This window comes from Clostridium cylindrosporum DSM 605 (genome assembly GCF_001047375.1).
GTDB classification, from domain to species: Bacteria; Bacillota; Clostridia; order Clostridiales; family Caloramatoraceae; genus Clostridium_AB; species Clostridium_AB cylindrosporum.
In genome coordinates, this window is record NZ_LFVU01000027.1 from 232,403 (window position 1) to 256,016 (window position 23,614).

Below are 23,614 nucleotides of genomic sequence, written 5' to 3' on the forward strand. Positions count from 1 at the left end.
ACTAAAGATAAAACTTTATTAAGAACTTATTCTATTAAACAAAGAGGTGAGCATATGAAAATAGCAATAGATGTTATGGGAGGAGATAATGCTCCTTTAGAAATAGTTAAGGGAGCAGTTGAGGCTGCAGATGAGTATTTAATAGATATTTATTTGGTAGGCAAAAGTGAAGAAATAGAAAAAATACTAGATGCTAAGGCCTTTAATAATCCAAGGATTCATATAGTAAATGCCACTGAAATAATAGAAAATGAAGATTCACCTACAATAGCTATTAGAACTAAAAAAGATTCCTCTATGGTAGTCGGTATGAAAATGCTAAAGAACGGGGAAATTGATGCATTCGTTTCCGCGGGAAATACAGGGGCGCTACTTGCAGGAGGATTATTTGTAGTAGGAAGAATAAAGGGTATAGATAGACCTGCCCTTGCACCAATACTCCCAGGTAGATGTGGACCTGTTATGTTAGTTGATGCTGGTGCTAATGCAGAATGTAAGGTTAGAAATATAACTCAGTTTGCTATGATGGGTGAAATATATTTTAAAAATGTTATGAAATATGAATTTCCAAGGGTTGGACTTATAAATATTGGTGTAGAGGAAGAAAAGGGTACAGAATTTACTAAGGAATGTTATAAAGCACTTAAAGAAAGTAACAAAAGCTTTGTAGGAAATATAGAAGGTAGAGATATATTAGAGGGAAAAGTGCAGGTTGTTGTCGCAGATGGATTTACTGGGAATGTTGTACTAAAGGTATTTGAAGGAACTGCTATGACAATTTTGAAAGAACTTAAGATAGAATTAATGAGGTCATTTATTACAAAAATAGGTGCATTTTTATCTAAAGGGGCATTTACTCTTTTTAAGAAAAAGTTTGACTATACAGAGCATGGAGGAGCTATACTTATAGGTTTAAATGGACCAGTAATAAAAGCACATGGAAGTTCTAATGCTAAGGCAATAAAAAATGCTATAAGACAAGCTATAAAGTGCGTAGATGGAAAAATTATAGAGTCAATAAAAAATGAATTAGAAGAAAATTAATAATAAAATATTTTTTAGATTTAGAAGGAATTTATAAACTTTATTATAATATAAATATATAATAATTTATGCATTTGTTCTAATTAATATTGACGTGGGAAAGCTATTTGTAATATTATATATGTGAACAGCTGAAGGGAGGTGAACTAGAATGCTATTTGATAAGATAAAGGAAAAAATATCAGAGGTTCTTGGTGTTGAGGCTGACGATGTTACTATGGAATCTACATTTATAGATGATCTTGGTGCAGATTCAATTGATCTAGTTGAACTAGTAATGGCTCTTGAAGAAGAGTTTGAAATTCAAATTCCAGATGAGGAAGTTGCAAAGATTAAGTCAGTTAGTGATGTTGTAGAGTACATAAAGGAAAACGCAAACATCTAAGGATAGTCCCGATTAATTCGGGACTTTTTAAAATATTATCGTAAATTTTTGAGAATTAGAGATGATACCTTTGATTTTAGTAACGGAGGTAAACTAAAATATGCCAAAAGGAAATAGAATATCCGAAATTAACGAATTTCAAAATATAATCGGAGTAAAGTTTCAAAATATAGATTTTTTAGATAAAGCTTTAACACATAGCTCATTTGCAAATCAATTTGGACTAAAATATGATGAACATAATGAGAGGTTGGAATTTCTTGGTGATTCTATACTTAGTATGGTTGTTAGTGAGTATCTATACAAAAAATATAAAAACAAACAAGAAGGAAAGCTTACAAGAATTAGAGCGGCAGTTGTGTGTGAACCTTCACTTGCAGATATATCTAGAAGTCTTAAAGTAAATAAGTATATTAGAATAGGTAAAGGTGAAGAACTCTCAGGAGGACGTGAAAAGGACTCACTTTTGGCGGATGCCTGTGAAGCAATAATTGCAGCTATATACCTTGACCGCGGTATTGAGGAGGCTAGAAAATTTATACTTAAAAATCTAGAGCCTAAAGTTGAAAGTATAGGAGAGAACTATAATTATCGAGACTTTAAATCAAGGCTCCAAGAATATGTACAAAAAAGCCTTTTGGTTCCTATAAGATACTCTGTAGTTAAAGAATATGGTCCTCCTCATGATAAGACCTTCGAGGTAGAGGTTTTTCTAGAAGAAAAGTCAAGTGGTCGTGGAGTTGGAAAAAGTAAAAAGGAAGCGGAACAAGGTGCTGCGAAGGACGCATTAGGAAATATGGGAGTATTTTTTAATGAATAAATATTATATAATACCTATTTTTGTTCCTCATAAAGGTTGCCCCCATGATTGTATATTTTGTAACCAAAAAAAAATAACTGGGAGTGAAAAAGATATAACATCAAATGATGTAGAATCAATAATAGAACTTCATTTATCCACTATAAGCAATGAAAATGCTTACATAGAGGTATCATTTTTTGGTGGTAGTTTTACAGGTATACCAATAGATATGCAAAAAGAGTTGTTAGAAGTTGCATATACGTATCTAAAAAAAGGACTAATACATAATATAAGGTTATCCACTCGTCCAGACTACATTAATAAAGACATACTTAATCATCTACAAAATTATAATGTTGGGGTTATAGAACTTGGGGTTCAATCTCTTGATGAAGATGTACTTAAGATAGCTGAAAGAGGACATAGCATAGAAGATGTATATTATGCATCTAAAGTTATTAAAGAATATGGATTTACTTTAGGACTTCAAATGATGGTAGGACTTCCAGGCGATACTCTTGAAAAAGATATATTAACTGCTCAAAAGATAGTATCTCTCAGTCCTGATTTCGTAAGAATATATCCTGCATTAACAATAAAAAATACTCAAATGGAACATATGTATTTTGAAAATAAATATGTTCCATTAAGTATAGAAGAGGCAACTAATGTATGTAAGATTCTTTATATGATTTTTAGAAAAGCGGATATTCCAATAATTAGGTTAGGTCTTCAAACAACGGAGCAAATAAATACTGGAAAAGATATTGTCGCGGGACCATTTCATCCAGCCTTTAGGGAGCTGGTAGAGTCTTCGATTCTAAATGATATGATTTCCTACGCTATAAAAAACTATTATAGCGACTGTGAAAGTTTGGATATTTATATATCACCAAGAAATATATCAAAACTTTATGCTGATAAAAAAAGAATTTTTAATAACAATATATCTAAAGATTCTATTAAAAAGATTAAAATTCGACAAAAAGACATAGGCGATGACCTTGTTTTAATTTTTGATAACGGTACAAAACAAAGAAAAATGTCAATAAATAATTACATAAAATGCATTTCCGAAAGAAGGAATTACAGTTATTTTAAAGAAATATAACTTTATAAGTAATATACCTATTTTGAAGGAGGAAATGTAGAATGGAAATATTAAAGGTATCAGCTCAATCACAACCAAAGGCAGTAGCAGGGGCTCTAGCAGCAGTTCTTAGAGAGAAAATAACAGCGGAGGTTCAAGCAGTTGGTGCAGGCGCAGTTAACCAAGCTGTTAAAGCTATAGCAATTACAAGGGGATTTGTTGCACCAAACGGAATTGATCTTGTTGTAATACCAGCATTTTCAGAAATTAGTATCGAGGGAGAAGAAAGAACAGCTATTAAGTTTATAGTTGAATCAAGATAGATAAGTAAGGCTACTAAAGAGTAGCCTTTTTTACATTTGCATTAGTTGACAAGGCTAATTTTTAAATTTACAATTAAAATAAATCTTAAAAGGGATTTACTCAGTAGTAAATCCCTTTTTTATGCAAAGTAGTAAACAGTAAGTAAGAGGTGTTGTAATGTACCTAAAAAAGATAGAAGTTAAAGGATTCAAATCATTTGCAGATAAAATAGAGTTAGATTTTGAAACAGGCATTACAGCTGTTGTAGGACCAAATGGTAGCGGTAAAAGCAATATTTCAGATGCTATAAGGTGGGTACTTGGAGAACAAAGTGCAAAAAGCCTTCGTGGTTCAAAAATGGAGGATGTTATATTTGCAGGAACAGAAAAAAGAGGAGCCTTAGGATATGCAGAGGTTTCTCTAGTTATAGATAATTCAGATTCCCTTATAGATTTTGATTATAGTGAAATAACTGTTAAAAGAAGACTATATAGAACTGGAGAAAGTGAGTATTCAATAAATGGTACTCAATGTAGGTTAAAGGATATACTAGAAGTATTTATGGATACAGGTATTGGTAAAGATGGCTATTCTCTTATAGGACAGGGAAAGATAGATGAAATATTAAGTACACGTTCCGATGATAGAAGACATTTGTTTGAGGAAGCCGCTGGAATTGTCAAATATAAGTGGAGAAAAAATGAGGCTGAAAGAAAGCTTGAGAATACTAAACAAAATCTTTTGAGAATTGACGATATTATAGAGGAGCTTGAAGTTCAAATAGAGCCTTTGAAGATGCAGTCTGAAAATGCTAGAAAATATTTATCCTATAGAGATGAACTCAAGGAAATAGATATCAATCTTGCAGCTCATAACTACTCTGAACTAAATGAAAGACTAACAAAATCTCAAAATGAAGAAATAACACTTAAGAAAACCAAGTTAGAATATGAGAATAAAAGAGCTTTGATTCAAGGTGAAAGTGAAGCTTTAAAGGAAAATTTAAAGGATATAGAAGAAAAATTTACAAAAGCTAATAAAGATATGATAGAAATGGAAAAGTCCTTTGAAAATAAGCAAGGACACCTAAAGCTATTAAATGAAAGACATGACAATATAATAAAAGAAAAAGGTCGTATCAAGGAAGAAATAGACGAGGAAAAGAAAGTTATACATAAAATAGATGAGGAACTTTCCCTCATATTTAATAAGAAAACAGAAGAGGAAAAAAAGCTTTTAGAAGTTAAAAAAGAACTTGCAGATGAAGAAATTAGATTTAAAGGTATTTATGAAAAATGTCTAGAAAGTGAAAGCTTAATCGAGTCAAAGAAAGCTGATGCGATACAGGTATTAAAGGATTTAAGTAGCATATCAAATAAAGAAAATACAAGCAAACTAAATATTAAAAATCTTGAAAATAGAAAAGCTCAAATTTTAGGTGAAAAGAAAATCAAGGAAGATAGAAAGCTTGGGCTAATGAATTTAATTAATAGTTCAGAGAGTGAACTTCAAAGAATAAATTTATTAACTAAGGATATAAAAACAAAAATAGAAGTCATAAAGTCGAAAATACAAGAGTATGAAAATGAAATAACATTACTGACTAAGGATAGGAATAGGATTTTTGATTTATTAAAGCAAAGAGAGGCTAAGGCATTAACTTTATCTGCTATGGAAAAAGATATGGAGGGCTTTAGCCGTGCAGTAAAGTCAGTTATAAAAAGATACTCATCTAGAGAAGAAGTCTTTGGGACTATAAATGAAATTATAGAGGTGCCAAGAGGATATGAGATAGCAATAGAAACAGCCCTTTCTTCTTCGCTACAAAATATCGTAGTTAAAGATGAAAATATAGCAAGTGATGCAATAGAATATCTTAAGAAAAATAATTTAGGTAGGGCAACCTTTTATCCTCTTACTACTATAAAGGGCAGATATGGGAATATTAGTAATAGTGTTAAGGAGATAAATGGCTTTAGAGGTATTGCAAGTGATATCTTAAGATTTGAGGATAAGTTTAAAAATGTAATAACAAATCTTTTAGGAAGAGTAATTATATGTGACAATCTAATTAATGCTAGAGAAATTGCTAAAAAAACAGATTACACATTTAGAATAGTAACCTTAGATGGAGATGTTATTAATTCAGGTGGTTCATATACAGGGGGAAGTAGTAACTTTAAAAATAGTGGACTAATATCTAGAAAAAATACTATAAAGGTGTTAGAAGAAGAAATAGAAAGTTATAAAACAAAGCTAAAGGATTGTGAATCATCTATTGAATCCAAGAAAAATCAGTTAATATCTAAAAGTCAAGAGGAAGAAAAAGAAACTAACGAGTATCAAAAAATGCTTACTAAGGTTAATAGTGAAAGTGCAAATATAAGCTCTATAAAAAATAGCCTCAAAATGATAGAGGAGGATGTTTCAGATTTACTTATAGAACTTGAACAAATAGAATGTGAAATAAGTAATAATAATGAATTTAGTAAAGATACTTCAAATGAAAAAAATGAACTATTAATAAAGCAAGACCATATCGAAAAAGAGATAAAAAATATAACTTTGAAGTTTAAGGATGAAAGTAAGTTAAAGGAAGATATGCAAGAACAAATTACGAAAATTAAAATAAGACTTACTGGAATTAGTAAATCAGTAGAGAGTATAGACGATAGAATAAACATACTAAAAAAAGATAAGGCTTCACATGAGAGAAGGATAAATATATTTTCAAGTAAAATTATAGATATGGATAATACAGCTTTTGAAACTCAGGAAGAAACAAAAATTATAATAGTTGAGATACAAAGGATTTCTAAGGATGTTATAGACTTGAAAAATAAAATTCATGAAATGGATAATTATAAAAAAGAAGGTTATGAAAAACGTGAATATCTTGAAAAAGAATATTCGAAAGTAGAAGAATCTATAAAAGACATTTTTGAAAGTATTCATAAGTATGATATACAAAATTCTAAAATGGAAATGGAGATTGATTCCCTAAAGAAGAGACTATGGGAAGAGTATGAAATGACAATTCCTGAAGCATTAAAAATTAAAAGGGATATAAATTCTGTACAAGAGGAAAGTAAAAAAGTTCAGGGTATTAAGAATCTTATAAAGGCTCTTGGAAATATTAATATTAATGCCATAGAAGAATATATAAAGGTAACCGAAAGATATGAATTTTTAACTGGACAAAAGGATGATTTATTAGAAGCTGAAGCCTCTTTGATGAAAGTTATAGAAGAAATGACAGTTAAGATGAGGCAGCAGTTTTGTGAAAAGTTCAAAATAATGAAAGAGAATTTCAATGAAACATTTAAGGAGTTATTCGGAGGTGGATATGCTGATCTTAAAATGGAAGAGGATGATCCTTTAACTTCAGGTATAGATATAATAGTTCAACCTCCAGGGAAAAAGCTTCAAAATCTAACTCTTTTATCAGGTGGAGAAAAGGGACTTTCAGCTATAGCTTTGGTATTTGCAATACTTAAAATGAAACCTACTCCATTTTGTATTCTCGATGAAATTGAAGCAGCACTAGATGATGCTAACGTAAATAGGTATGCGAAGTTTTTAAGGGAATATTCTAAGAATACACAGTTCATTATAATAACACATAGAAAAGGGTCAATGGCGGTAGCAGATTCTTTATATGGTGTTACTATGGAAGAAAAAGGAATCTCTAAAATTATATCACTAAAGCTTGAAGGAGGAATTTAAAATGGGTTGGTTTGATAAATTAAAAGAGGGACTTTTAAAAACAAGTAAAGGAATTACAGAAAAAGTTGAAGAAATTATATCATTTAATACAAAAATAGATGATGATCTTTATGAAGAATTAGAAGAAGTACTAATAATGGCTGATATGGGATTCGAAACTACTGAGAAAGTAATGGAGATGCTAAAGGAAAAGGTTAAGAAATCTAAGGCTACAGAATCCTCAGAAGTAACTTCCCTACTAAAGGAAATAATATCCGATATATTAGGGGAAGAAACTAAAAGTGTTATTCCAGAAAAAACACCGGCGATATACTTAGTAGTTGGAGTAAATGGAGTTGGGAAAACAACATCAATAGGGAAAATGGCTAACTACTTAAAGGAAAAAGGACTAAAGGTAGGTCTTGCTGCTGGAGATACATTTAGAGCAGCTGCAATAGACCAGCTACAAGTGTGGGGACAAAGATGTAATGTAGATGTTATAAAGCATCAGGAAGGCTCAGATCCAGCTGCTGTTATATTTGATGCAGTAAAATCAGCTAAAGCAAAAAACTTAGATGTTCTTATATGTGATACAGCAGGAAGATTACATAACAAAAAGAACCTTATGGAGGAACTTAGAAAAATAAATAAAATAATAGAAAGAGAATATCCAGAAGCTTTAAAGGAGACTTTTCTTGTACTTGATTCTACAACAGGCCAAAATGCTCTAATTCAAGCAAAGCAGTTCATGGAGGTTTCTGATGTGTCAGGCCTTATATTAACAAAGCTTGATGGAACAGCAAAGGGTGGAGTTGTAGTAGCTATAGCTAGTGAACTTAATGTACCTGTTAAAATGATAGGCGTAGGAGAGGGAATAGATGACCTGCAGGAGTTTAATCCAAAGGCATTTTCCGAGGCACTATTTCAATAAAATTTAATAAAAAATATTATGTGTTAAGTAAAACTACTTGACAGATAATAAGGGTATCTGTTATTATCTATTAAGGATGTGTTAAGAATGGTAGATAGCTTTAACGAAGTAATACTCCTTTTGGATTTTTATGGGGGGTTACTAACTGACAAGCAAAGACTTATAATGTCTTATCATTATGAACAGGATATGTCATTAAGTGAGATATCAGAAGAACTTCATATATCAAGACAAGCTGTTCACGATGTTATTAAGAGAAGTGAAAAAGTCTTAAAAGGATATGAAAAGGAGTTAGGACTTGTAGAAAGATTTAACTATCAGAAAATAAAAATGATAGAAATCGAAATACTTTTGAAACGAAATAACGATGAAAACTCCTTTAAAGCTCTAGATATGCTTAAAGAGCTTATAAATATGTAAGGAGGGCATTGTATGGCTTTTGAGGGACTAACTTCAAAACTTCAAGACGCTTTTAAAAAGCTAAAAGGAAAAGGAAAGCTAACTGAAAAAGATGTAAAGGACGCAATGAGGGAAGTTAAACTTGCCCTTTTAGAAGCAGATGTTAATTTTAAAGTTGTAAAAAGCTTTGTTAAGAAGGTTAGCGAAAGAGCAGTTGGTTCTGAGGTAATGGAAAGTTTAACTCCAGGACAACATGTTGTTAAAATAGTTAACGAAGAGCTTGTAGAGCTTATGGGTAAGGAAGAAAGTAAGATAAATACATCTTCTAAACCACCAACTATAATAATGCTTGTAGGACTTCAAGGTGCAGGTAAAACTACTATGGCTGGAAAGCTTGCACTACATCTAAAAAAACACAATAAAAAACCACTTCTTGTTGCTGGAGATGTTTATAGACCAGCAGCAATAAAACAACTTCAAGTACTAGGAAACGGAATAGAAGTTCCTGTGTTTTCACTTGGAGATAAGGTAAGTCCTGTTGATATTGCCAAGGCTGGTATTGAAAATGCTATAAAGCTAGGCCGTGATTATGTAATCATAGATACAGCAGGAAGACTTCATATAGATGAAACACTTATGGAAGAATTAAAGTCTGTTAAAGAAGTCACAAATCCAAATGAAATACTTTTGGTGGTTGATGCTATGACAGGTCAAGATGCTGTTAATGTAGCAGAACACTTTAATGATTCCTTAGATATAACAGGTGTTGTACTTACGAAGCTAGACGGTGATACCAGAGGGGGAGCTGCAATATCAGTTAAAGCTGTAACAGGGAAACCTATTAAGTTTGCAGGTATTGGTGAGAAGCTTTCAGACTTTGAGGTGTTCCATCCAGACAGAATGGCTTCTAGAATTCTAGGTATGGGGGATGTATTAAGTCTTATAGAGAAGGCTCAAGAGTCTATAGATGAAAAGAAGGCTCTAGAACTTCATGAAAAGATGATGTCTCAACAGTATACTTTAGAAGACTTTTTGGATCAGTTAAGACAAATGAAAAAACTGGGATCAATTAAGGATATACTAGGTATGATGCCGGGAATGGATGCAGGAAAGCTTAAAGATGCTAACGTAGATGAGAGAGAAATTCTGAGAATTGAAGCTATTATAAGCTCAATGACAACAAAGGAAAGACAACAACCTTCTATTATTAACGCTAGCAGAAAAAGAAGAATTGCAACAGGATCTGGAACATCGATCCAACAAGTTAATAAGATTCTTACTCAGTTCGAGCAATCAAGGAAGCTTATGAAACAGTTTGGAGATATGCAAAAAAACATGAAAAAAGGAAAGTTTAAGTTTCCTTTCTTTAAATAAATTGATTAAAAATACCAAGGAGGTGAAATAAATGGCAGTAAAGATAAGATTAAGAAGAATGGGTGCTAAGAAGGCTCCTTTCTACAGAGTAGTTGTAGCAGACTCAAGATCACCAAGAGATGGAAAGTTCATAGAAGAAATTGGATACTACAATCCAACTGTGGAACCATCAGAAATTAAGATAGATGGTGAAAAGGCTAAGAGCTGGATATCAAAGGGTGCACAACCTTCAGATACTGTTAAGGGTCTTTTAAAGAAGGCTGGAATAGTAGAATAATTGGAGGTGGCATGCTGTGAGTGAACTAGTTAAAACTATTGCAAAGGCTCTAGTTGACAATCCAGATGCCGTTAAGATTACACAAGTAGAGGGAGAAGACGCTATAACTTTAGAGCTTAGTGTTCATCCTGATGACATGGGTAAAGTAATCGGAAAACAGGGTAGAATTGCTAAGGCGATAAGAACTGTTGTAAAAGCGGCGGCTACTAAAGAGAATAAAAAAGTAGTTGTTGATATAATATAAGAAGAGTTAGGGAATATCCTAACTCTTTTTAATATAGAAAAAGGGTGGTAATTATGAGAGAGTATTTAAAAGTAGGTCAGATCTTAAAACCACATGGAGTAAAAGGGGAAGTTAAGGTTTATCCTCTTACAGATAATTCTAAAAGATACTCAAAACTTAAGAAAGTATATACAACTAAGGATGATGTAAACTATATACCTATAGAAATTGAATCAGTAAAGTATGTTAAGGAATTCCCTATCTTAAAGCTAAAGGGAATAGATACTGTAAACGATGCTGAAAAGCTAAGACAGATATATATATATGTAGATAGAGAAAATGCAGTAAAACTTCCTAAAGATTCATACTTTATTGCTGATCTTATAGGTATGAAGGTTATAACAGATGAGGGAGAACACCTTGGAGAAGTTGTTTCAGTTTTCCCAACAGGAAGCAATGATGTATATGAAGTAAAGAGTCCAAATCATAAGAAAAATATACTTCTTCCAGCAATTAAAGATGTTATACTAGAAATCGATATAGAAGCCAGGGAAATGAAAGTACATATACTTGAGGGGCTAATATAATATGAAGTTTGATATACTTACACTTTTTCCAGAAATGTTTACTGTATTCGAATCTAGTATAATAAAGAGGGCAAAAGATAAAAATATAGTAGATATAAAGGTTCACGATATAAGGGATTTTACAACAAATAAGCATCGTAAAGTAGATGATTATCCATATGGAGGTGGAGCTGGCATGGTAATGCAAGCACAACCTATATATGATGCAATTGACCATTTAAAGTCTATATATGGATATAAGCCATATACGATATATTTGTCTCCAAGGGGTAGAGTATTTAAGCAAGAGGTAGCTAAGGAACTATCAACCATGAATCATATCCTTTTCCTATGTGGACACTATGAAGGAATCGACGAAAGGGTAATGGACATTGTTGATGACCAGATGTCTATAGGAGACTTTGTATTAACAGGTGGAGAAATCCCTACAATGGTTATAATAGATTCTGTTTCAAGGCTTATTGATGGAGTATTATCTAAAAATGAAAGCTATGAGGATGAGTCATTTTCAGATTCATTACTAGAGTATCCTCAATATACTAGACCAGAGGAATTTAGAGGGAAGCGTGTACCAGATGTGCTTTTATCAGGACATCATGCTAAAATAGATAAGTGGAGAAGGGAAATGTCTTTAAAGATAACCTATGAAAGAAGACCAGATCTTTTAAAGAGTGCATCTCTTTCTAAAAAGGATATAGAGTATATAAAGGCAATCTCCAAGAAGTCTAAATAAAAGTTGATACAAATATGACTTTATGATATAATCGTTATGTCAATTACGGGCATTCCGCTGCGACGTTTGTTTCGTATGAATGTACCTTTAAGGAGGAAAAATTAATGGATATTTTAAGAGCTATTGAAGCTGAACAACTAAGAAGCGATCTTACTGCATTTAACATTGGGGATACTGTAAAACTTCATGTTAAGGTTGTAGAAGGAACAAGAGAAAGAATCCAAATTTTCGAAGGAACTGTTATCAAGAAGCAAAACGGTGGCCTTAGAGAAACATTTACAGTAAGAAGACTTTCATACGGTGTAGGTGTTGAAAGAACTTTCCCAATCCACTCACCAAGACTTGCTAAGATTGAAGTAGTAAGAAGAGGTAAGGTAAGAAGAGCTAAGCTATACTACCTAAGAGATAGAGTAGGTAAGGCTGCTAAGGTTAGAGAACTTATAAAGTAATTGATTACTTGAAAATGGGGCTGCAGACGCAGTCCCATTTTGTTTATATACATATTTTTATTAAGGAGGAATTTAAATGAATATACAATGGTATCCAGGACATATGGCAAAAACTAAAAGAGAAATTAAAGAAAATCTTAAATTAGTAGATGTAGTAATAGAATTATTAGATGCAAGAATACCTTTAAGTAGTAGAAATCCAGATTTAGATGAAATTATAGCGGGTAAGGAAAAAGTAGTACTGCTTAATAAAGCAGACCTAGCAAATGATGCCATCACTAGACAATGGATTGAATACTACAAGGAAATAGGTATAGAGGCAATGGCAATTGACTCTATAAGTGGAAAAGGACTAAATAAGATATACGCAATATGTAAAGAAGCAGCGCGTGAAAAAATAGAAAGAATAGAGAAGAAGGGAATAATAGGTAGGCCGCTTAGAGCAATGGTAACAGGCATTCCAAATGTAGGTAAATCATCATTTATAAATAAAATAGGTGGAAAGTCTACTGCAAGAACAGGTGATAAGCCAGGAGTTACAAGAAGTAAGCAATGGATAAAGGTTAACAAGGATTTTGAACTTCAAGATACTCCAGGTGTTTTATGGCCTAAGTTTGATGATAACAAAGTAGCCCAAAGACTTGCATTTACAAGAGCTATTAAGGATGAAATACTAGATATTGAGGAGCTTGCATACTTCTTTGTAAAATATATTCAAGAAACAAATCCTAGTATATTAAAAGATAGATATAATGTTGATTTGGATATGGAAGATCCATATGAAACTATGATTAATATAGGAAGAAAAAGAGGCTGTGTAGTATCAGGAGGAGGAGTTGATACAATACGTGTATCAAATCTAATACTAGATGAGTTTAGAACAGGAAAACTAGGTAGAATAAGTCTTGAAACACCTGAGGTTATAAATGATTTAGGGGAATAAATATGAAAAGCATAAAAGAAATATCTGTAGAAATTAAAGAAGCTAGTTTTGATGAGTTTCAAGCTATCAAGTTACAACTCAAAGAAGATAATAGAAAAGGTGTACTTAAAGAAATAGAAAAAAAGGAAAAATACTTTCAAAAAGTTCAAAAGTTGATTAAAGAGTATAAATATAGGCAAAGATATGAAATAGACCTATTTAAGAAAGGATATACCTTAGTTGCAGGACTTGATGAAGTTGGTAGAGGTCCTCTTGCGGGACCTGTGTATGCTGCAGTTGTAATACTTAATCCTAAGGCATCTTATTTAGGGGTTAGAGATTCTAAAAAATTATCTGAGAAACAAAGATTAGAGCTTAGTGAGAAAATAAAATCAACAGCATTAGACTATTGCATTGCTTCAGCAACTCCTAAGGAAATAGATGAAATTAACATATTAAATGCTACAAAACTCGCAATGGAGAGAGCTATTAATGGTTTAAAGCTAAAGCCTGAGTACTTACTTTTAGATGCAATAAACCTTAATGTTAATACGCCTCAAACATCAATTATAAAAGGTGATGATAATTCTATATCAATTGGAGCAGCATCAATAATTGCAAAAGTTGCAAGGGATGATTATATGAAGGATATATCAATAAAATATCCTGAATATGATTTCGAGAGTAATAAGGGGTATGGAACTGCAAAGCATATAGATGCAATTAGTTCAATAGGACCATGTGAAATACATAGAAGGACCTTTATAAAGAATATTTTAGGAGAGAGGTAAAATTGCTTAATAATAAACAAAAAGGCTTACAAGGTGAAAAAATAGCTTCCGAATATATTAAAGAACTAGGGTATGAAATTCTCGAAAACAATTATAGAACTAAAAAAGGTGAAATTGATATAATAGCATATCAAAAAAATACTTTGATTTTTATAGAAGTAAAATTAAGAAATAGTCTAAGGTACGGATATCCTATTGAGGCTATAAATTTTAGAAAAGCTAAAACAATAAAATCCGTAGCCCTAGACTATATAAGACTTAAAAGTCTTTTTGAATACCCTGTTCGCTTTGATGTTATAGAGGTATTCTTAAGTGAAGATAGAAATTATAAAGTAACTATAACTGAAAATGCATTTTAACATTTGAGAAATTATTTATTATTAATGTTATTAATCATTTCAATTATTTCTAACATACCTTCCCGTTTACCTTTATAGTATTCTGTATTCGAAGAAGTTCTGTTTTTTAGTGTAAAGTCGTAAAAGTGTTTAAGCAAAGTCCACATAAGTTTTTTCTTCTTCATTATTATCACCTTACCTCATTTTTCATATATATTATGTGAATAATAATTTACAGTGACATAAGAAAATAAAAAAAGCGTCTATTTTAGACGCTTTTTGTTTTATTCTTCTTTAGGTAGGGTATTTGAAGTTTTTGATGTGTCATCACTGAACCACTTAGATTCAGTTGTTGGATTGCTAATTATACCAGCCATTACTAATATACCTAGAAGGGCATTAATAATTTCGCTATAGTTTCCGGGTAATATATTAAGCCCGAAACCTTGTAGAATAAGAGGAATAAAAGAAGCAATAGAAACCCATAAACCATAATTTTTCCATCTAGAAATATCCATAAAAAAGCTCCTTTCTTATTTGAATAATGCATTCCAAGTACTTTTACCTACAATTCCATCTTGGATAAGTTTCTTAGACTTTTGAAATGCTATAACTGCTTTAGATGTTTTCTCACCGAATACTCCATCGATACTTTCAATTTTATATCCTAGAGAGGAAAGTTTTTTTTGAAGTGCAAGAACATCATTACCCTTCATACAAGGATTGGTAAGTTTTAAGCTTCTTGTAAGAGTTTCAACATTTTCAGAGGACCTTGTTGTAGAAGGAGTTATAGGAATTTTAGGCTTTTTTCCAGATAATAAATCTTGTATTGTAAGGCCTCCTGTCCATTGAAAGTGAGGATAATCTTTAAAGCTTTTCCATGACCCACCCCATTCAAGCCCAAGGGATTCTCCAATTTTTCCTGCCTTGTAGTATAACTTTTCATCTTCCCAGACTATTGAACCATTTTTCTTAATTGCAATATCAAATGCTAGTCCATAATTATGCATAGAATATCCACCTTTAGCGTTAGTTACAATACTCCCGGGTTTGCTTCTCCCCTGTGAATATAAAGTATCTTGTTCATCAATACTTCTTAAAGTTTGAATAATTATTACATCTAGTCCTTCTTCTTTGCATTTAGATAAAAATTTTTCTGCAAGACTTTTTACATATGAGTTTAAAAGTGAGATGTCTTTTGACACTATTATCACATCCTTCTTTAGCCTAATATAAATTATGTAAATATCTATTAAGGGTTACAAAGTTTTAAACAAAATATAATTTAAAATATAAGTTCACAATTTTAGAAATAAAAACTTAGAAATTAGCATATTATTTTACCAGTTAGATGATATTTGTTTATGAAATATCATGCTTTAAGGGGGTATAGAAATGGGAAGAAAATATGAATTATCTAAGGAAAGTAAAGATCATGATCATGTAGCTGTATATAGGATAAAAGCACTACAAAGCTTTATAACAGAGACAGGCATTGAGGTTAATTCTGGAGATTTAGGAGGATTTATAGAATGTGAAAATAACCTTTCACAGGAGGGATTATCTTGGATACACAATGATTCTGTGGTTTATAAGCTAGGAAGGGTAGATGGTAACTGTGAAGTTTTTGACAATAGTGTAGTTTCGGAAAGAGCCCTTCTAGTTAACAATGTTATTTTAAGAGGCAATACTGAAGTAAGAGGAGTATCCCAGATTGAGAATACAGTTGTAGATGGTGAAGTTATTATAATGGGAATTTCAAATTTAAAAGGTGAATATATTGGTAATGGTGATAATGTTATTAAAATATCTGGTAAGAGTAGAGTATATGACAGTGATATCCAAGGGAAGGTTTATATAAAGGACTCTATGGTTATTAATGACAGTATTATTGCTGAAGAGGAGATAAATATAATAGAATCAGATGTTGAAAGATCTACACTAGAAAATAAAGTTGTTATTTTAAAATCAAGAGTTAGCAATTCTCATTTAAAGGGAGATGTATCTCTAGAAGAGTCAAAGGCTACATTATGTAGAATATACAGCACAAATGAAAAAGATATTCTTAGTTTTAAAAATGATTCAAAACTACTGTTAAGTAAGATAGTAGGTGAAGGGGTAACTGATCAGTCAGTAATTGTAAACTCAACTTTATCAAGTAGATTTAACATAGAAGAATCACAAATATTTAGATCAGTACTAAAAGGTGAAGAAATAAGAATTAAAAGAGCTCCTAAGATTTTAGATAGTATTTTAGAGGATAATATCATAATAGAGGATGATAGTATTACAGGTAAGATCTTAAAAAAATAAAACTTTAAATATATTAAGACCTATAGTATTTTCTATAGGTCTTAAATTATGTAAATATACTCACTTTTTTGTTTGTTTTTTATAATATGATACTGAACATAGGAAAGGGGATGAGTAGAATGAGAATAGGAATAGATATGGGGCATACCTTAGAGGGTCCGAATTCTGGGGCTGTTGGAATAATTAAAGAAAGTGAGGAAACAAGAAGGCTTGGTAAAAAGGTTATTAAATACCTTGAAGATTTAGGTCATAATGTAGTTAATTGTACTGTAGATGATGCTATAAGTAGTAATGATAGCTTGAATAAAAGAGTAAGTAAGGCAAATGAGGAGCATTTGGATATATTTGTAAGTATACATTTTAATCAGTCTAGTGGGGGGTATGGTAGTGAAATATATACTGCAAATGCTAAGGAATTACCTCAAGCAGTAAAAATTTTAAAAGACTTAAATGCTCTTGGTTTTACAAGCTCAACAAGAAGTGAGTTATCAAGGGGAATTAAAGATGGATCTGGTCTTTATGTGATAAGAAATACAAAGTCTATATCTATGCTTGTTGAGGTATGTTTTGTAGACAATCCAAGGGATGTTGCATTATACAAAGCTAATTTAGACAAAATTGCTAAAATAGTAGCAGATGGCATAGTTGTAGGAAGTATAAATAAAGGAGAGAAAGATGAGATGACGCAGGACACAGTTAGGTTAAGTGCTTGTAGTCAAAATCCTATTTCACTATCTATGGTAGAAGAGATAAAAATATTACAAAATATAGTTAAGTTAAATCAAGATGGAATAGCTAGAGAGGAACTTATTAATAAATTACCAGAACTTAAGGGTGGAGAATCAAGAGGAGTAGTTACAGTAATGCAAAGAATATTAATAATGAAAAAGTTTTTAAGTAAAGGTAGCGATACTGGAGTTATAGGTCCTGCAAATAAAAACGCCATAAATAGATTTAAATCAGAAGTTGGAATTCCAAGCAGTAATGTATTAGTGGATAAACTTACATGGAGAAAACTTCTAGAATATTAATATAATAATAAGAGCCTGTAGGTGTAAATACTACAGGCTTTAAATGCGTGGAAAGTTATAACTAAGACTAGTATTTGTGAAGATAAGAAACGATAAGTAATCTAGATATTTTATTATATTTAAAAAGATATGTAATAAGTTTATACTTTAAGTTAAATGATATATAGTGTACAGAATTTAAAAATGAGGTGAGTGGATGCAAGAGAAGTTTATGTGTGTTTTATCGGATGAAATGGAGGACAGAGTCAATCGTTTTACAGATAATATAATTAGAAATGAAATCGCCAAACAAATAGTTTTATATATAAAAAATAAAAAGAGATTTAAGGTAAAAGAAGAAAAATACGACTATGATGATAATAAATCTAAAATTAAAATGATAGAAATAGGTTCTTTTAATCCAAAAGAATACGAAACCTGTGATGAATTTATGTGGGAGCCTACAGGAGAAATTAAACATGAGAGGCGCAGAAGACGTAAATATTATAGTTATATAACTATTAAAGATAAGTTATGGAAGATTGTTACAGATGAGTTGAATGGTAACTTAGCAAATTTTATTGAGGAATTCTTGGGAACCATAGATTTTCAAGAGGAATTAATTTATCAGGAATTTTATATTAAAGTGAAAAATAGCAAAAGAAAACCTATAGATATAACTGAGGAAGAGTATAGAGATATTGAATTTTCTAAAATATTTTCAATGGAAATAGAATCCTATATCTCAAGTAACTTTTGGGATGTAGAAGAATTAATAGAAGATATTAGTACAGAAGAATTTTATGATATATATACACTTGGTTGCAAGGAATTAGGTATAAATACAGATTACATTGTAGATATGGTATCTTCAGTAAATAAAAAGGTAGAAAAAGAACTTGTTAATATATTGAAAGAAAAGTATACTTCTGAAAAAATATACAATCCTAGCTTTAGGGTTAAAACAAGAAATATACCAAGTAAGATAAATAAGCTAAAAGGGAAAATAGATAAATTAATAGATAGGGAAGTGACTACTACAAATAAAAGTATGATTTTATTTATATCAATGGCTAAAGAGTGCATACTAGAATATTTGGCTTGTGGGAATTTTGCTAAAAGGGGAAAAGATAATAATGTAGAATTTCCTAATGCGTATATTGAAAGTAAGCTTCCAGAATTAATAAATAAAATAGCTATGGTTGAAACATACATTTATGAGGAATATAAGAAAATACATAAAGGTGTTCCTTCAATTAAGGAATTAATGAAATATAAGGATTGCCAAAATGAATTTACCTCAAATAATATAATCTTCATAATTGAAAACTTATACGTAACACAATCTACTAAAGAAAAAATATCAAAATTAATTCCATTAAACCCTAAAGAAGAATATCCTAAAGCTAGAAGAATGAAGAGAAAATTTACTATCCATGTTGGAGAAACTAACACTGGAAAAACTTATTCAAGCCTTGAAAAATTAAAATCATCAGGAAGTGGTGTTTATCTATCTCCACTAAGATTACTTGCTTTAGAAGTTCAGGAAAAGCTAAATAGTGATGGTATACCTTGTAGTTTATCTACAGGTGAAGAAGAGAATATTATTTCTAATGCTAATCACATTTCCTCTACAGTAGAAAAAGTAGATCTAAGTAGCATATATGATATTTGCGTAATTGATGAATGTCAAATGATAGGAGATACCCAAAGAGGGTTTGCCTGGACACGAGCGATATTAGGAGTATTGGCTAAAGAAGTACATCTTTGTACTGCTCCAGAGGGTTTAGATATACTAATTAAGCTTATAAAGGAATGTAATGATGAATATGAAGTTGTTGAACATGTAAGAAATACAAAGTTAGTATTTGTAGATAAAAATTTTAACCTAAAAAGAGATATTGAGAAGGGAGATGCCTTAATTGTATTTTCTAAGAAAAAGGTATTAGCAGTTGCATCTGACCTTCTTAATAGAGGGATTAAAACAAGTGTTATATATGGTGCACTTCCATATGCTACAAGAAAAGGTCAATTCCAAAGATTTTTAAATGGAGATACAGATGTGGTTGTTTCTACTGATGCAATAGGCATGGGTTTGAATTTACCAATAAAAAGAATAATTTTCTTAGAAACATCTAAATTTGATGGAGAAGATGTAAGAAAACTAAAAGACCATGAAATTAAACAAATATCTGGTCGTGCTGGGAGAAAGGGAATTTATGATGTAGGATATGTACTATCAGCACAAAATGGGAACTTGATAGAAAAAGGATTAAATACTGAAGTAAAACCAATAAAAGAGATATTTACTGGATTCCCTGAAGTTTTGTTGGATATAGAAGAGGATTTATCCTACATACTAAAGGTATGGGAAGATATGCCTACATCTCGTCTTTATCACAAAACAGATATAGAAAGAGATTTAAACTTGATACAAATATTAAAAAGGGCAAGGATAAATGTGCCTAACAAAACCCTACTAAGAATGATTTCTATTCCTTTTAGTGAGAAATCAAGTACTGTACTACAATTATGGCTAGAGTATTGTCAGATGTATACAAAAAAGGTTCTTAACCTAAAGAGGCCCGATTGCGAAGGTAAGGAATTAGAGGATTTAGAGGATTATTATAAATGCTTAGACTTGTATTATTCCTTTTCTAAGAATTTTAACTTATACATTGATTTAGATTGGTTAAGTAAAGAAAAGCTTAAAACTGCAAATAATATTAATGAGATACTTATTAATTCCCTAGGCAAAAGTAGTAGAAGTTGTAAGAAATGTGGAAACAAATTAGCTTGGGATTATCCTCACAAAATATGTAGCGAATGTTACAATGATAGGCATTATAATACTAGATACTATTATAAGTATTGATTAAAAGGGATAACTATAAAAGGTTATCCCTTTTAAATAGGGAACAAAAAACCTACATTTATTACTGATTATATAAATCAATAATAAAACGTAGGTTATAAATTCAATATTCAAAAATATTGGTACCACTGGTGGGACTCGAACCCACATGGTTTCCCGTTCGATTTTGAGTCGAATGCGTCTGCCGTTCCGCCACAGTGGCACTACTAGAATATGTTATCATAATTAACCATATGAGTCAATATAACTTATTTTCTTATTTGACCGCTACCATTAATAATATATTTAGTAGTAGTAAGTAACCACTGTTTATATATGTATTGTACGATTGATACCTATATTTAATTACAAGTGATTTTAATATATTATATGTAATTTGTCAAGTGTATAAAATTTACAAAGTTATACTTTTATGGTATAATTAGGTATAAAATAAAAAAGAAGGAGGAGAAAGGTTATAGATAAATTAAGTAAATTTTTAATTAAAAAACAAGAGAAACTAAAAAACGATTATAAAAAAATAGAAGAAAATAAGGACGATGATGCACAATGGTTTAAATTAATAGATATAGACGGATATATAGATAACGTAGAAAGAGCAATAGAAAATCCTAACAAGGAAACGTACAATAATTGTAAAGATAGTAGTTTTTTATTTAAAATAATAAAAAAATATAAGAATACTAATAATATAAAATTTTTAGATGAAATATTTGAAAATATAATACCTAAAAAACCGATTATAGATACAGTTGAAGAGAAAGGGATATATAAACCATTATCATTGTATTTTGAAGTTGATAGGGAGTTATTATATGAAATAGACCCGACTGAAAAATTGTATAATTGTTTTAAAAGATTTGAGAAAATTGAGGAATATGTATATGTTCCTAGGCAATCATTTAGAGATAGAAAAGATGATGAGGTATTTAGAACAAAACTTACTAAAAAAGAAAACGAATATATTATTAAAAATGATTGTTATGATGTTGAAGATAAAATATTAACATATAGATACCTAGAGAATAGATTAAAAAGTATCTATATAAATAATTTTATTTTTAATTGTTGTATGGAGCAAGGATTTACTAAATTAATTTTAACTGCTAAAAACATGTATTTTAATTGCATAAGAGTTAATAGAAAAGAAGTACAAAACAATAGGCTATATTTAAAAAAGTTTTTACATAAATATAGGTATTATAGTTATGATTCAGATAAAGATCCTTATACTAGATGGGGATACAAGGAAGTAAATTATGAAATTGGAAAAGAGAAATTTGAAGAAGCAAATATAAAAATAAGTAACATTGAAGATTATAAACTTTATGATGATGAAGAATTTACTTATATTGAACTGGGAGAGGATTATTATAAAATAAGAAAAGGTTTAGGCAGTAAAAAATTAAGATACAAACAAGATAAAGATGTTTATAAAGATGAGTATAATAGAAGGTTAAAAATATTAAAGGTTAAAAAAGAAGAAATGGTAAGAGAAAATATTGATTATATAGTTGAATTAGTAGAAAATCATATGAGAATTGCCAATGAAATAAAAGAGAGAAGAAATAAATATAGATGTGAAATGGATTATAAGGACTATATAAACATATACAAAAAGCATTTTATAAAAGCCGTTGATAATATAGACCTAGATATGGTTTCTAAATTAAGAAACATATATGGGGAAGATGATTATAAGATAATAGTTAAGTATATAAATACATATGTTTTTAATTCTATAAAAAATTATAAAATGAGAGAATTATTATCGAATACTTATAAAAGAACACAAACAGGTGGAGAAGATAGGTATATAAAACTTGATGATAGTTTAGATGTGTTACAACTATTAATAGCAAGATATTGTGATAAGGACAATATAAAAAATTATAGTATATTAGATATAGATAAATTAACTAAGAGTCAGGTAAAATTTATAACCGATATAGGAGCAGTTATAAAAAGTGAAGACAAGTACAATTATATTAATATAACTAAAGAGGATTTACCTTCTATAAATGTAACTTATATTAGTGAAAAGTTAGAAGTTAAAAGAAATAAGACAACTGATAAAATAAAGAGGATTTGGGATAGATTGAATAAAAAAAGTGGGGTTATATAAGGTTATTATATGTTGAGTGGAAAAGAAGTGAAAAGAAAGAGAAAACTTTATAATAAGAAGTATTCGAAAATTGAGGTGGTTAACATTGATTAAGGTTTTAAATGAAGAAAAACATGCACAGTATATGTTGGAAAAAAAGAAGTTTCTACTTAAGAGAAGTATGAGTTATGAGTTAAGAATACTAGCAAAACATTATATATATAATGAAGGATTAAACAGACCAAAAACAAGAGAAAAACTAATTGAATTTTGTAAGGAAGATTCGGATAAGTTTGATGAAATTCAATGTAGGAATATTATAAATAATGCAGTTGAAGGGGCAAAGAAATACGGTTTTGTTAATATTGAAGGAATAAATATAACACAAAAAGAACTAGATAAAATTAAAACACTTAATAATATAAGACATGAGAGAGTGGCATTTATAATGCTAATTATAAGTAAGTTTAATAATTATGTATATAACTTCAAACATCAAGATAAGGAGTCGGAATATTATCTAGTATTTGATAAATTATCAGATATATTTAAGTTGGCAAAGGTTAGTGGAAAACAAGAAGATAGAATTAAGATTATGAAAAGACTTATAGATGAAGGATTTATTTATATGTCAACGGCTTGTAATTATAAGGTATTATTTATTGATGAAGAAGGGGAAGGGATTATTGAATTAGATGATATAAGAGAGTTTGTATTATTATATGAAAAATATGTAGGATGCAAGGTTATAAAATGTAAAGAATGTGGACAGTTAGTGAGACAGAAAAATAATAGGACTAAATATTGTGATGAATGTAAAAAGGAAATTAAAAATAAACAAAATTTAAAATCATGGCACAAAAATAAAGATAAATATGAAAACTAGGAAAATAGAAACACCCCTCTAATGCTTGATACATCTACATTACAAGAGTGGAACCCCTAAATATAAAGAAGGG

General features: G+C 30.3%; 24 protein-coding genes and 1 tRNA gene. 22 read left to right on the forward strand and 3 right to left on the reverse strand.

Annotated features, from left to right (window positions below; genetic code table 11):
• Window positions 1-54 precede the first annotated feature (54 nt).
• The 17 genes from plsX (at window position 55) to CLCY_RS09675 (ending at window position 14,374) form a co-directional block, all read left to right on the forward strand.
• Window positions 55-1,044, forward strand: a complete 990-nt coding sequence (plsX, locus tag CLCY_RS09595) for a phosphate acyltransferase PlsX (RefSeq protein WP_048570910.1) — start codon at window positions 55-57, stop codon at window positions 1,042-1,044.
• 151 nt (window positions 1,045-1,195) lie between these two features.
• A complete protein-coding gene (gene acpP, locus CLCY_RS09600) occupies window positions 1,196-1,429 on the forward strand; it encodes an acyl carrier protein (protein WP_048570911.1) in 234 nt (77 codons plus the stop codon).
• 100 nt (window positions 1,430-1,529) lie between these two features.
• On the forward strand, window positions 1,530-2,249 hold the full coding sequence (gene rnc / locus CLCY_RS09605) for a ribonuclease III (protein ID WP_152668144.1): 720 nt from the start codon (window positions 1,530-1,532) through the stop codon (window positions 2,247-2,249).
• Window positions 2,242-3,342 carry an elongator complex protein 3 gene (locus tag CLCY_RS09610; RefSeq protein WP_048570912.1) on the forward strand — a complete coding sequence of 367 codons (1,101 nt, stop codon included), beginning with the start codon at window positions 2,242-2,244 and terminating at the stop codon, window positions 3,340-3,342. The genes rnc and CLCY_RS09610 overlap by 8 nt, the downstream gene beginning before the upstream one ends.
• A gap of 41 nt (window positions 3,343-3,383) precedes the next feature.
• Window positions 3,384-3,644: a stage V sporulation protein S gene (locus CLCY_RS09615; RefSeq protein ID WP_048570913.1), complete on the forward strand. Its 261-nt coding sequence runs from the start codon at window positions 3,384-3,386 to the stop codon at window positions 3,642-3,644.
• Window positions 3,645-3,801: 157 nt separating this feature from the next.
• Complete coding sequence (gene smc, locus CLCY_RS09620; protein WP_048570914.1) at window positions 3,802-7,350, forward strand: chromosome segregation protein SMC; 3,549 nt, start codon at window positions 3,802-3,804, stop codon at window positions 7,348-7,350.
• 1 nt (window position 7,351) lies between these two features.
• Entirely contained in the window at window positions 7,352-8,260 is a 909-nt protein-coding gene (ftsY, locus tag CLCY_RS09625; protein WP_048570915.1) for a signal recognition particle-docking protein FtsY, read from the forward strand.
• 87 nt (window positions 8,261-8,347) lie between these two features.
• The gene (gene ylxM / locus CLCY_RS09630; protein ID WP_048570916.1) at window positions 8,348-8,680 is read left to right on the forward strand and encodes a YlxM family DNA-binding protein; all 333 of its coding nucleotides are present in this window, start codon (window positions 8,348-8,350) and stop codon (window positions 8,678-8,680) included.
• A gap of 12 nt (window positions 8,681-8,692) precedes the next feature.
• Window positions 8,693-10,033 (forward strand): signal recognition particle protein, encoded by a 1,341-nt coding sequence (ffh, locus tag CLCY_RS09635; protein ID WP_048570917.1) that lies wholly within the window; start codon window positions 8,693-8,695, stop codon window positions 10,031-10,033.
• Window positions 10,034-10,064: 31 nt separating this feature from the next.
• Window positions 10,065-10,310, forward strand: coding sequence for a 30S ribosomal protein S16 (gene rpsP / locus CLCY_RS09640; RefSeq protein WP_048570918.1), 246 nt, complete (start codon window positions 10,065-10,067; stop codon window positions 10,308-10,310).
• 16 nt (window positions 10,311-10,326) lie between these two features.
• Complete coding sequence (locus tag CLCY_RS09645; RefSeq protein ID WP_048570919.1) at window positions 10,327-10,554, forward strand: KH domain-containing protein; 228 nt, start codon at window positions 10,327-10,329, stop codon at window positions 10,552-10,554.
• Between the two features lie 53 nt (window positions 10,555-10,607).
• Complete coding sequence (gene rimM / locus CLCY_RS09650; protein ID WP_048570920.1) at window positions 10,608-11,120, forward strand: ribosome maturation factor RimM; 513 nt, start codon at window positions 10,608-10,610, stop codon at window positions 11,118-11,120.
• 1 nt (window position 11,121) lies between these two features.
• Complete coding sequence (trmD, locus tag CLCY_RS09655) at window positions 11,122-11,853, forward strand: tRNA (guanosine(37)-N1)-methyltransferase TrmD (RefSeq protein WP_048570921.1); 732 nt, start codon at window positions 11,122-11,124, stop codon at window positions 11,851-11,853.
• Between the two features lie 104 nt (window positions 11,854-11,957).
• On the forward strand, window positions 11,958-12,302 hold the full coding sequence (rplS, locus tag CLCY_RS09660) for a 50S ribosomal protein L19 (protein ID WP_048570922.1): 345 nt from the start codon (window positions 11,958-11,960) through the stop codon (window positions 12,300-12,302).
• Window positions 12,303-12,378: 76 nt separating this feature from the next.
• Entirely contained in the window at window positions 12,379-13,245 is an 867-nt protein-coding gene (gene ylqF, locus CLCY_RS09665; RefSeq protein WP_048570923.1) for a ribosome biogenesis GTPase YlqF, read from the forward strand.
• Window positions 13,246-13,247: 2 nt separating this feature from the next.
• Window positions 13,248-14,015 carry a ribonuclease HII gene (locus CLCY_RS09670; protein ID WP_048570924.1) on the forward strand — a complete coding sequence of 256 codons (768 nt, stop codon included), beginning with the start codon at window positions 13,248-13,250 and terminating at the stop codon, window positions 14,013-14,015.
• 2 nt (window positions 14,016-14,017) lie between these two features.
• Window positions 14,018-14,374, forward strand: a complete 357-nt coding sequence (locus CLCY_RS09675) for a YraN family protein (protein WP_048570925.1) — start codon at window positions 14,018-14,020, stop codon at window positions 14,372-14,374.
• Between the two features lie 263 nt (window positions 14,375-14,637).
• On the opposite strand, the gene CLCY_RS09680 is transcribed toward CLCY_RS09675, so the two are convergent.
• Both CLCY_RS09680 and CLCY_RS13910 read right to left on the reverse strand, forming a co-directional pair.
• Window positions 14,638-14,871, reverse strand: coding sequence for a holin (locus CLCY_RS09680; protein ID WP_048570926.1), 234 nt, complete (start codon window positions 14,869-14,871; stop codon window positions 14,638-14,640).
• Window positions 14,872-14,886: 15 nt separating this feature from the next.
• A complete protein-coding gene (locus tag CLCY_RS13910; protein ID WP_152668146.1) occupies window positions 14,887-15,558 on the reverse strand; it encodes a peptidoglycan-binding protein in 672 nt (223 codons plus the stop codon).
• Window positions 15,559-15,748: 190 nt separating this feature from the next.
• On the opposite strand from CLCY_RS13910, the gene CLCY_RS09690 reads away from it, so the two are divergent.
• The 3 genes from CLCY_RS09690 to CLCY_RS09700 all read left to right on the forward strand — a co-directional run bounded on the left by CLCY_RS09690 (window position 15,749) and on the right by CLCY_RS09700 (window position 20,551).
• Entirely contained in the window at window positions 15,749-16,666 is a 918-nt protein-coding gene (locus CLCY_RS09690; protein WP_048570928.1) for a hypothetical protein, read from the forward strand.
• 119 nt (window positions 16,667-16,785) lie between these two features.
• A complete protein-coding gene (locus CLCY_RS13365; RefSeq protein ID WP_053083303.1) occupies window positions 16,786-17,697 on the forward strand; it encodes an N-acetylmuramoyl-L-alanine amidase in 912 nt (303 codons plus the stop codon).
• Window positions 17,698-17,893: 196 nt separating this feature from the next.
• Window positions 17,894-20,551 carry a helicase-related protein gene (locus CLCY_RS09700; RefSeq protein WP_048570929.1) on the forward strand — a complete coding sequence of 886 codons (2,658 nt, stop codon included), beginning with the start codon at window positions 17,894-17,896 and terminating at the stop codon, window positions 20,549-20,551.
• A 120-nt stretch (window positions 20,552-20,671) separates the two neighbouring features.
• Here the strand turns inward: CLCY_RS09700 and CLCY_RS09705 are convergent.
• Window positions 20,672-20,753 (reverse strand) — tRNA-Leu (locus CLCY_RS09705).
• 636 nt (window positions 20,754-21,389) lie between these two features.
• Here CLCY_RS09705 and CLCY_RS09710 point away from each other — a divergent pair.
• Both CLCY_RS09710 and CLCY_RS09715 read left to right on the forward strand, forming a co-directional pair.
• Entirely contained in the window at window positions 21,390-22,676 is a 1,287-nt protein-coding gene (locus CLCY_RS09710; protein ID WP_152668147.1) for a hypothetical protein, read from the forward strand.
• Between the two features lie 85 nt (window positions 22,677-22,761).
• The gene (locus CLCY_RS09715) at window positions 22,762-23,541 is read left to right on the forward strand and encodes a hypothetical protein (RefSeq protein ID WP_048570931.1); all 780 of its coding nucleotides are present in this window, start codon (window positions 22,762-22,764) and stop codon (window positions 23,539-23,541) included.
• Window positions 23,542-23,614: the final 73 nt, after the last annotated feature.

Bases quoted from the DNA above. Each gene is read 5' to 3' on its own strand.
- plsX (WP_048570910.1), top strand. From the start codon at position 55: ATGAAAATAGCAATAGATGTTATGGGAGGAGATAATGCTCCTTTAGAA.
- acpP (WP_048570911.1), top strand. From the start codon at position 1,196: ATGCTATTTGATAAGATAAAGGAAAAAATATCAGAGGTTCTTGGTGTT.
- rnc (WP_152668144.1), top strand. From the start codon at position 1,530: ATGCCAAAAGGAAATAGAATATCCGAAATTAACGAATTTCAAAATATA.
- CLCY_RS09610 (WP_048570912.1), top strand. From the start codon at position 2,242: ATGAATAAATATTATATAATACCTATTTTTGTTCCTCATAAAGGTTGC.
- CLCY_RS09615 (WP_048570913.1), top strand. From the start codon at position 3,384: ATGGAAATATTAAAGGTATCAGCTCAATCACAACCAAAGGCAGTAGCA.
- smc (WP_048570914.1), top strand. From the start codon at position 3,802: ATGTACCTAAAAAAGATAGAAGTTAAAGGATTCAAATCATTTGCAGAT.
- ftsY (WP_048570915.1), top strand. From the start codon at position 7,352: ATGGGTTGGTTTGATAAATTAAAAGAGGGACTTTTAAAAACAAGTAAA.
- ylxM (WP_048570916.1), top strand. From the start codon at position 8,348: ATGGTAGATAGCTTTAACGAAGTAATACTCCTTTTGGATTTTTATGGG.
- ffh (WP_048570917.1), top strand. From the start codon at position 8,693: ATGGCTTTTGAGGGACTAACTTCAAAACTTCAAGACGCTTTTAAAAAG.
- rpsP (WP_048570918.1), top strand. From the start codon at position 10,065: ATGGCAGTAAAGATAAGATTAAGAAGAATGGGTGCTAAGAAGGCTCCT.
- rimM (WP_048570920.1), top strand. From the start codon at position 10,608: ATGAGAGAGTATTTAAAAGTAGGTCAGATCTTAAAACCACATGGAGTA.
- trmD (WP_048570921.1), top strand. From the start codon at position 11,122: ATGAAGTTTGATATACTTACACTTTTTCCAGAAATGTTTACTGTATTC.
- rplS (WP_048570922.1), top strand. From the start codon at position 11,958: ATGGATATTTTAAGAGCTATTGAAGCTGAACAACTAAGAAGCGATCTT.
- ylqF (WP_048570923.1), top strand. From the start codon at position 12,379: ATGAATATACAATGGTATCCAGGACATATGGCAAAAACTAAAAGAGAA.
- CLCY_RS09670 (WP_048570924.1), top strand. From the start codon at position 13,248: ATGAAAAGCATAAAAGAAATATCTGTAGAAATTAAAGAAGCTAGTTTT.
- CLCY_RS09680 (WP_048570926.1), bottom strand. From the start codon at position 14,871: ATGGATATTTCTAGATGGAAAAATTATGGTTTATGGGTTTCTATTGCT.
- CLCY_RS09690 (WP_048570928.1), top strand. From the start codon at position 15,749: ATGGGAAGAAAATATGAATTATCTAAGGAAAGTAAAGATCATGATCAT.
- CLCY_RS13365 (WP_053083303.1), top strand. From the start codon at position 16,786: ATGAGAATAGGAATAGATATGGGGCATACCTTAGAGGGTCCGAATTCT.
- CLCY_RS09700 (WP_048570929.1), top strand. From the start codon at position 17,894: ATGCAAGAGAAGTTTATGTGTGTTTTATCGGATGAAATGGAGGACAGA.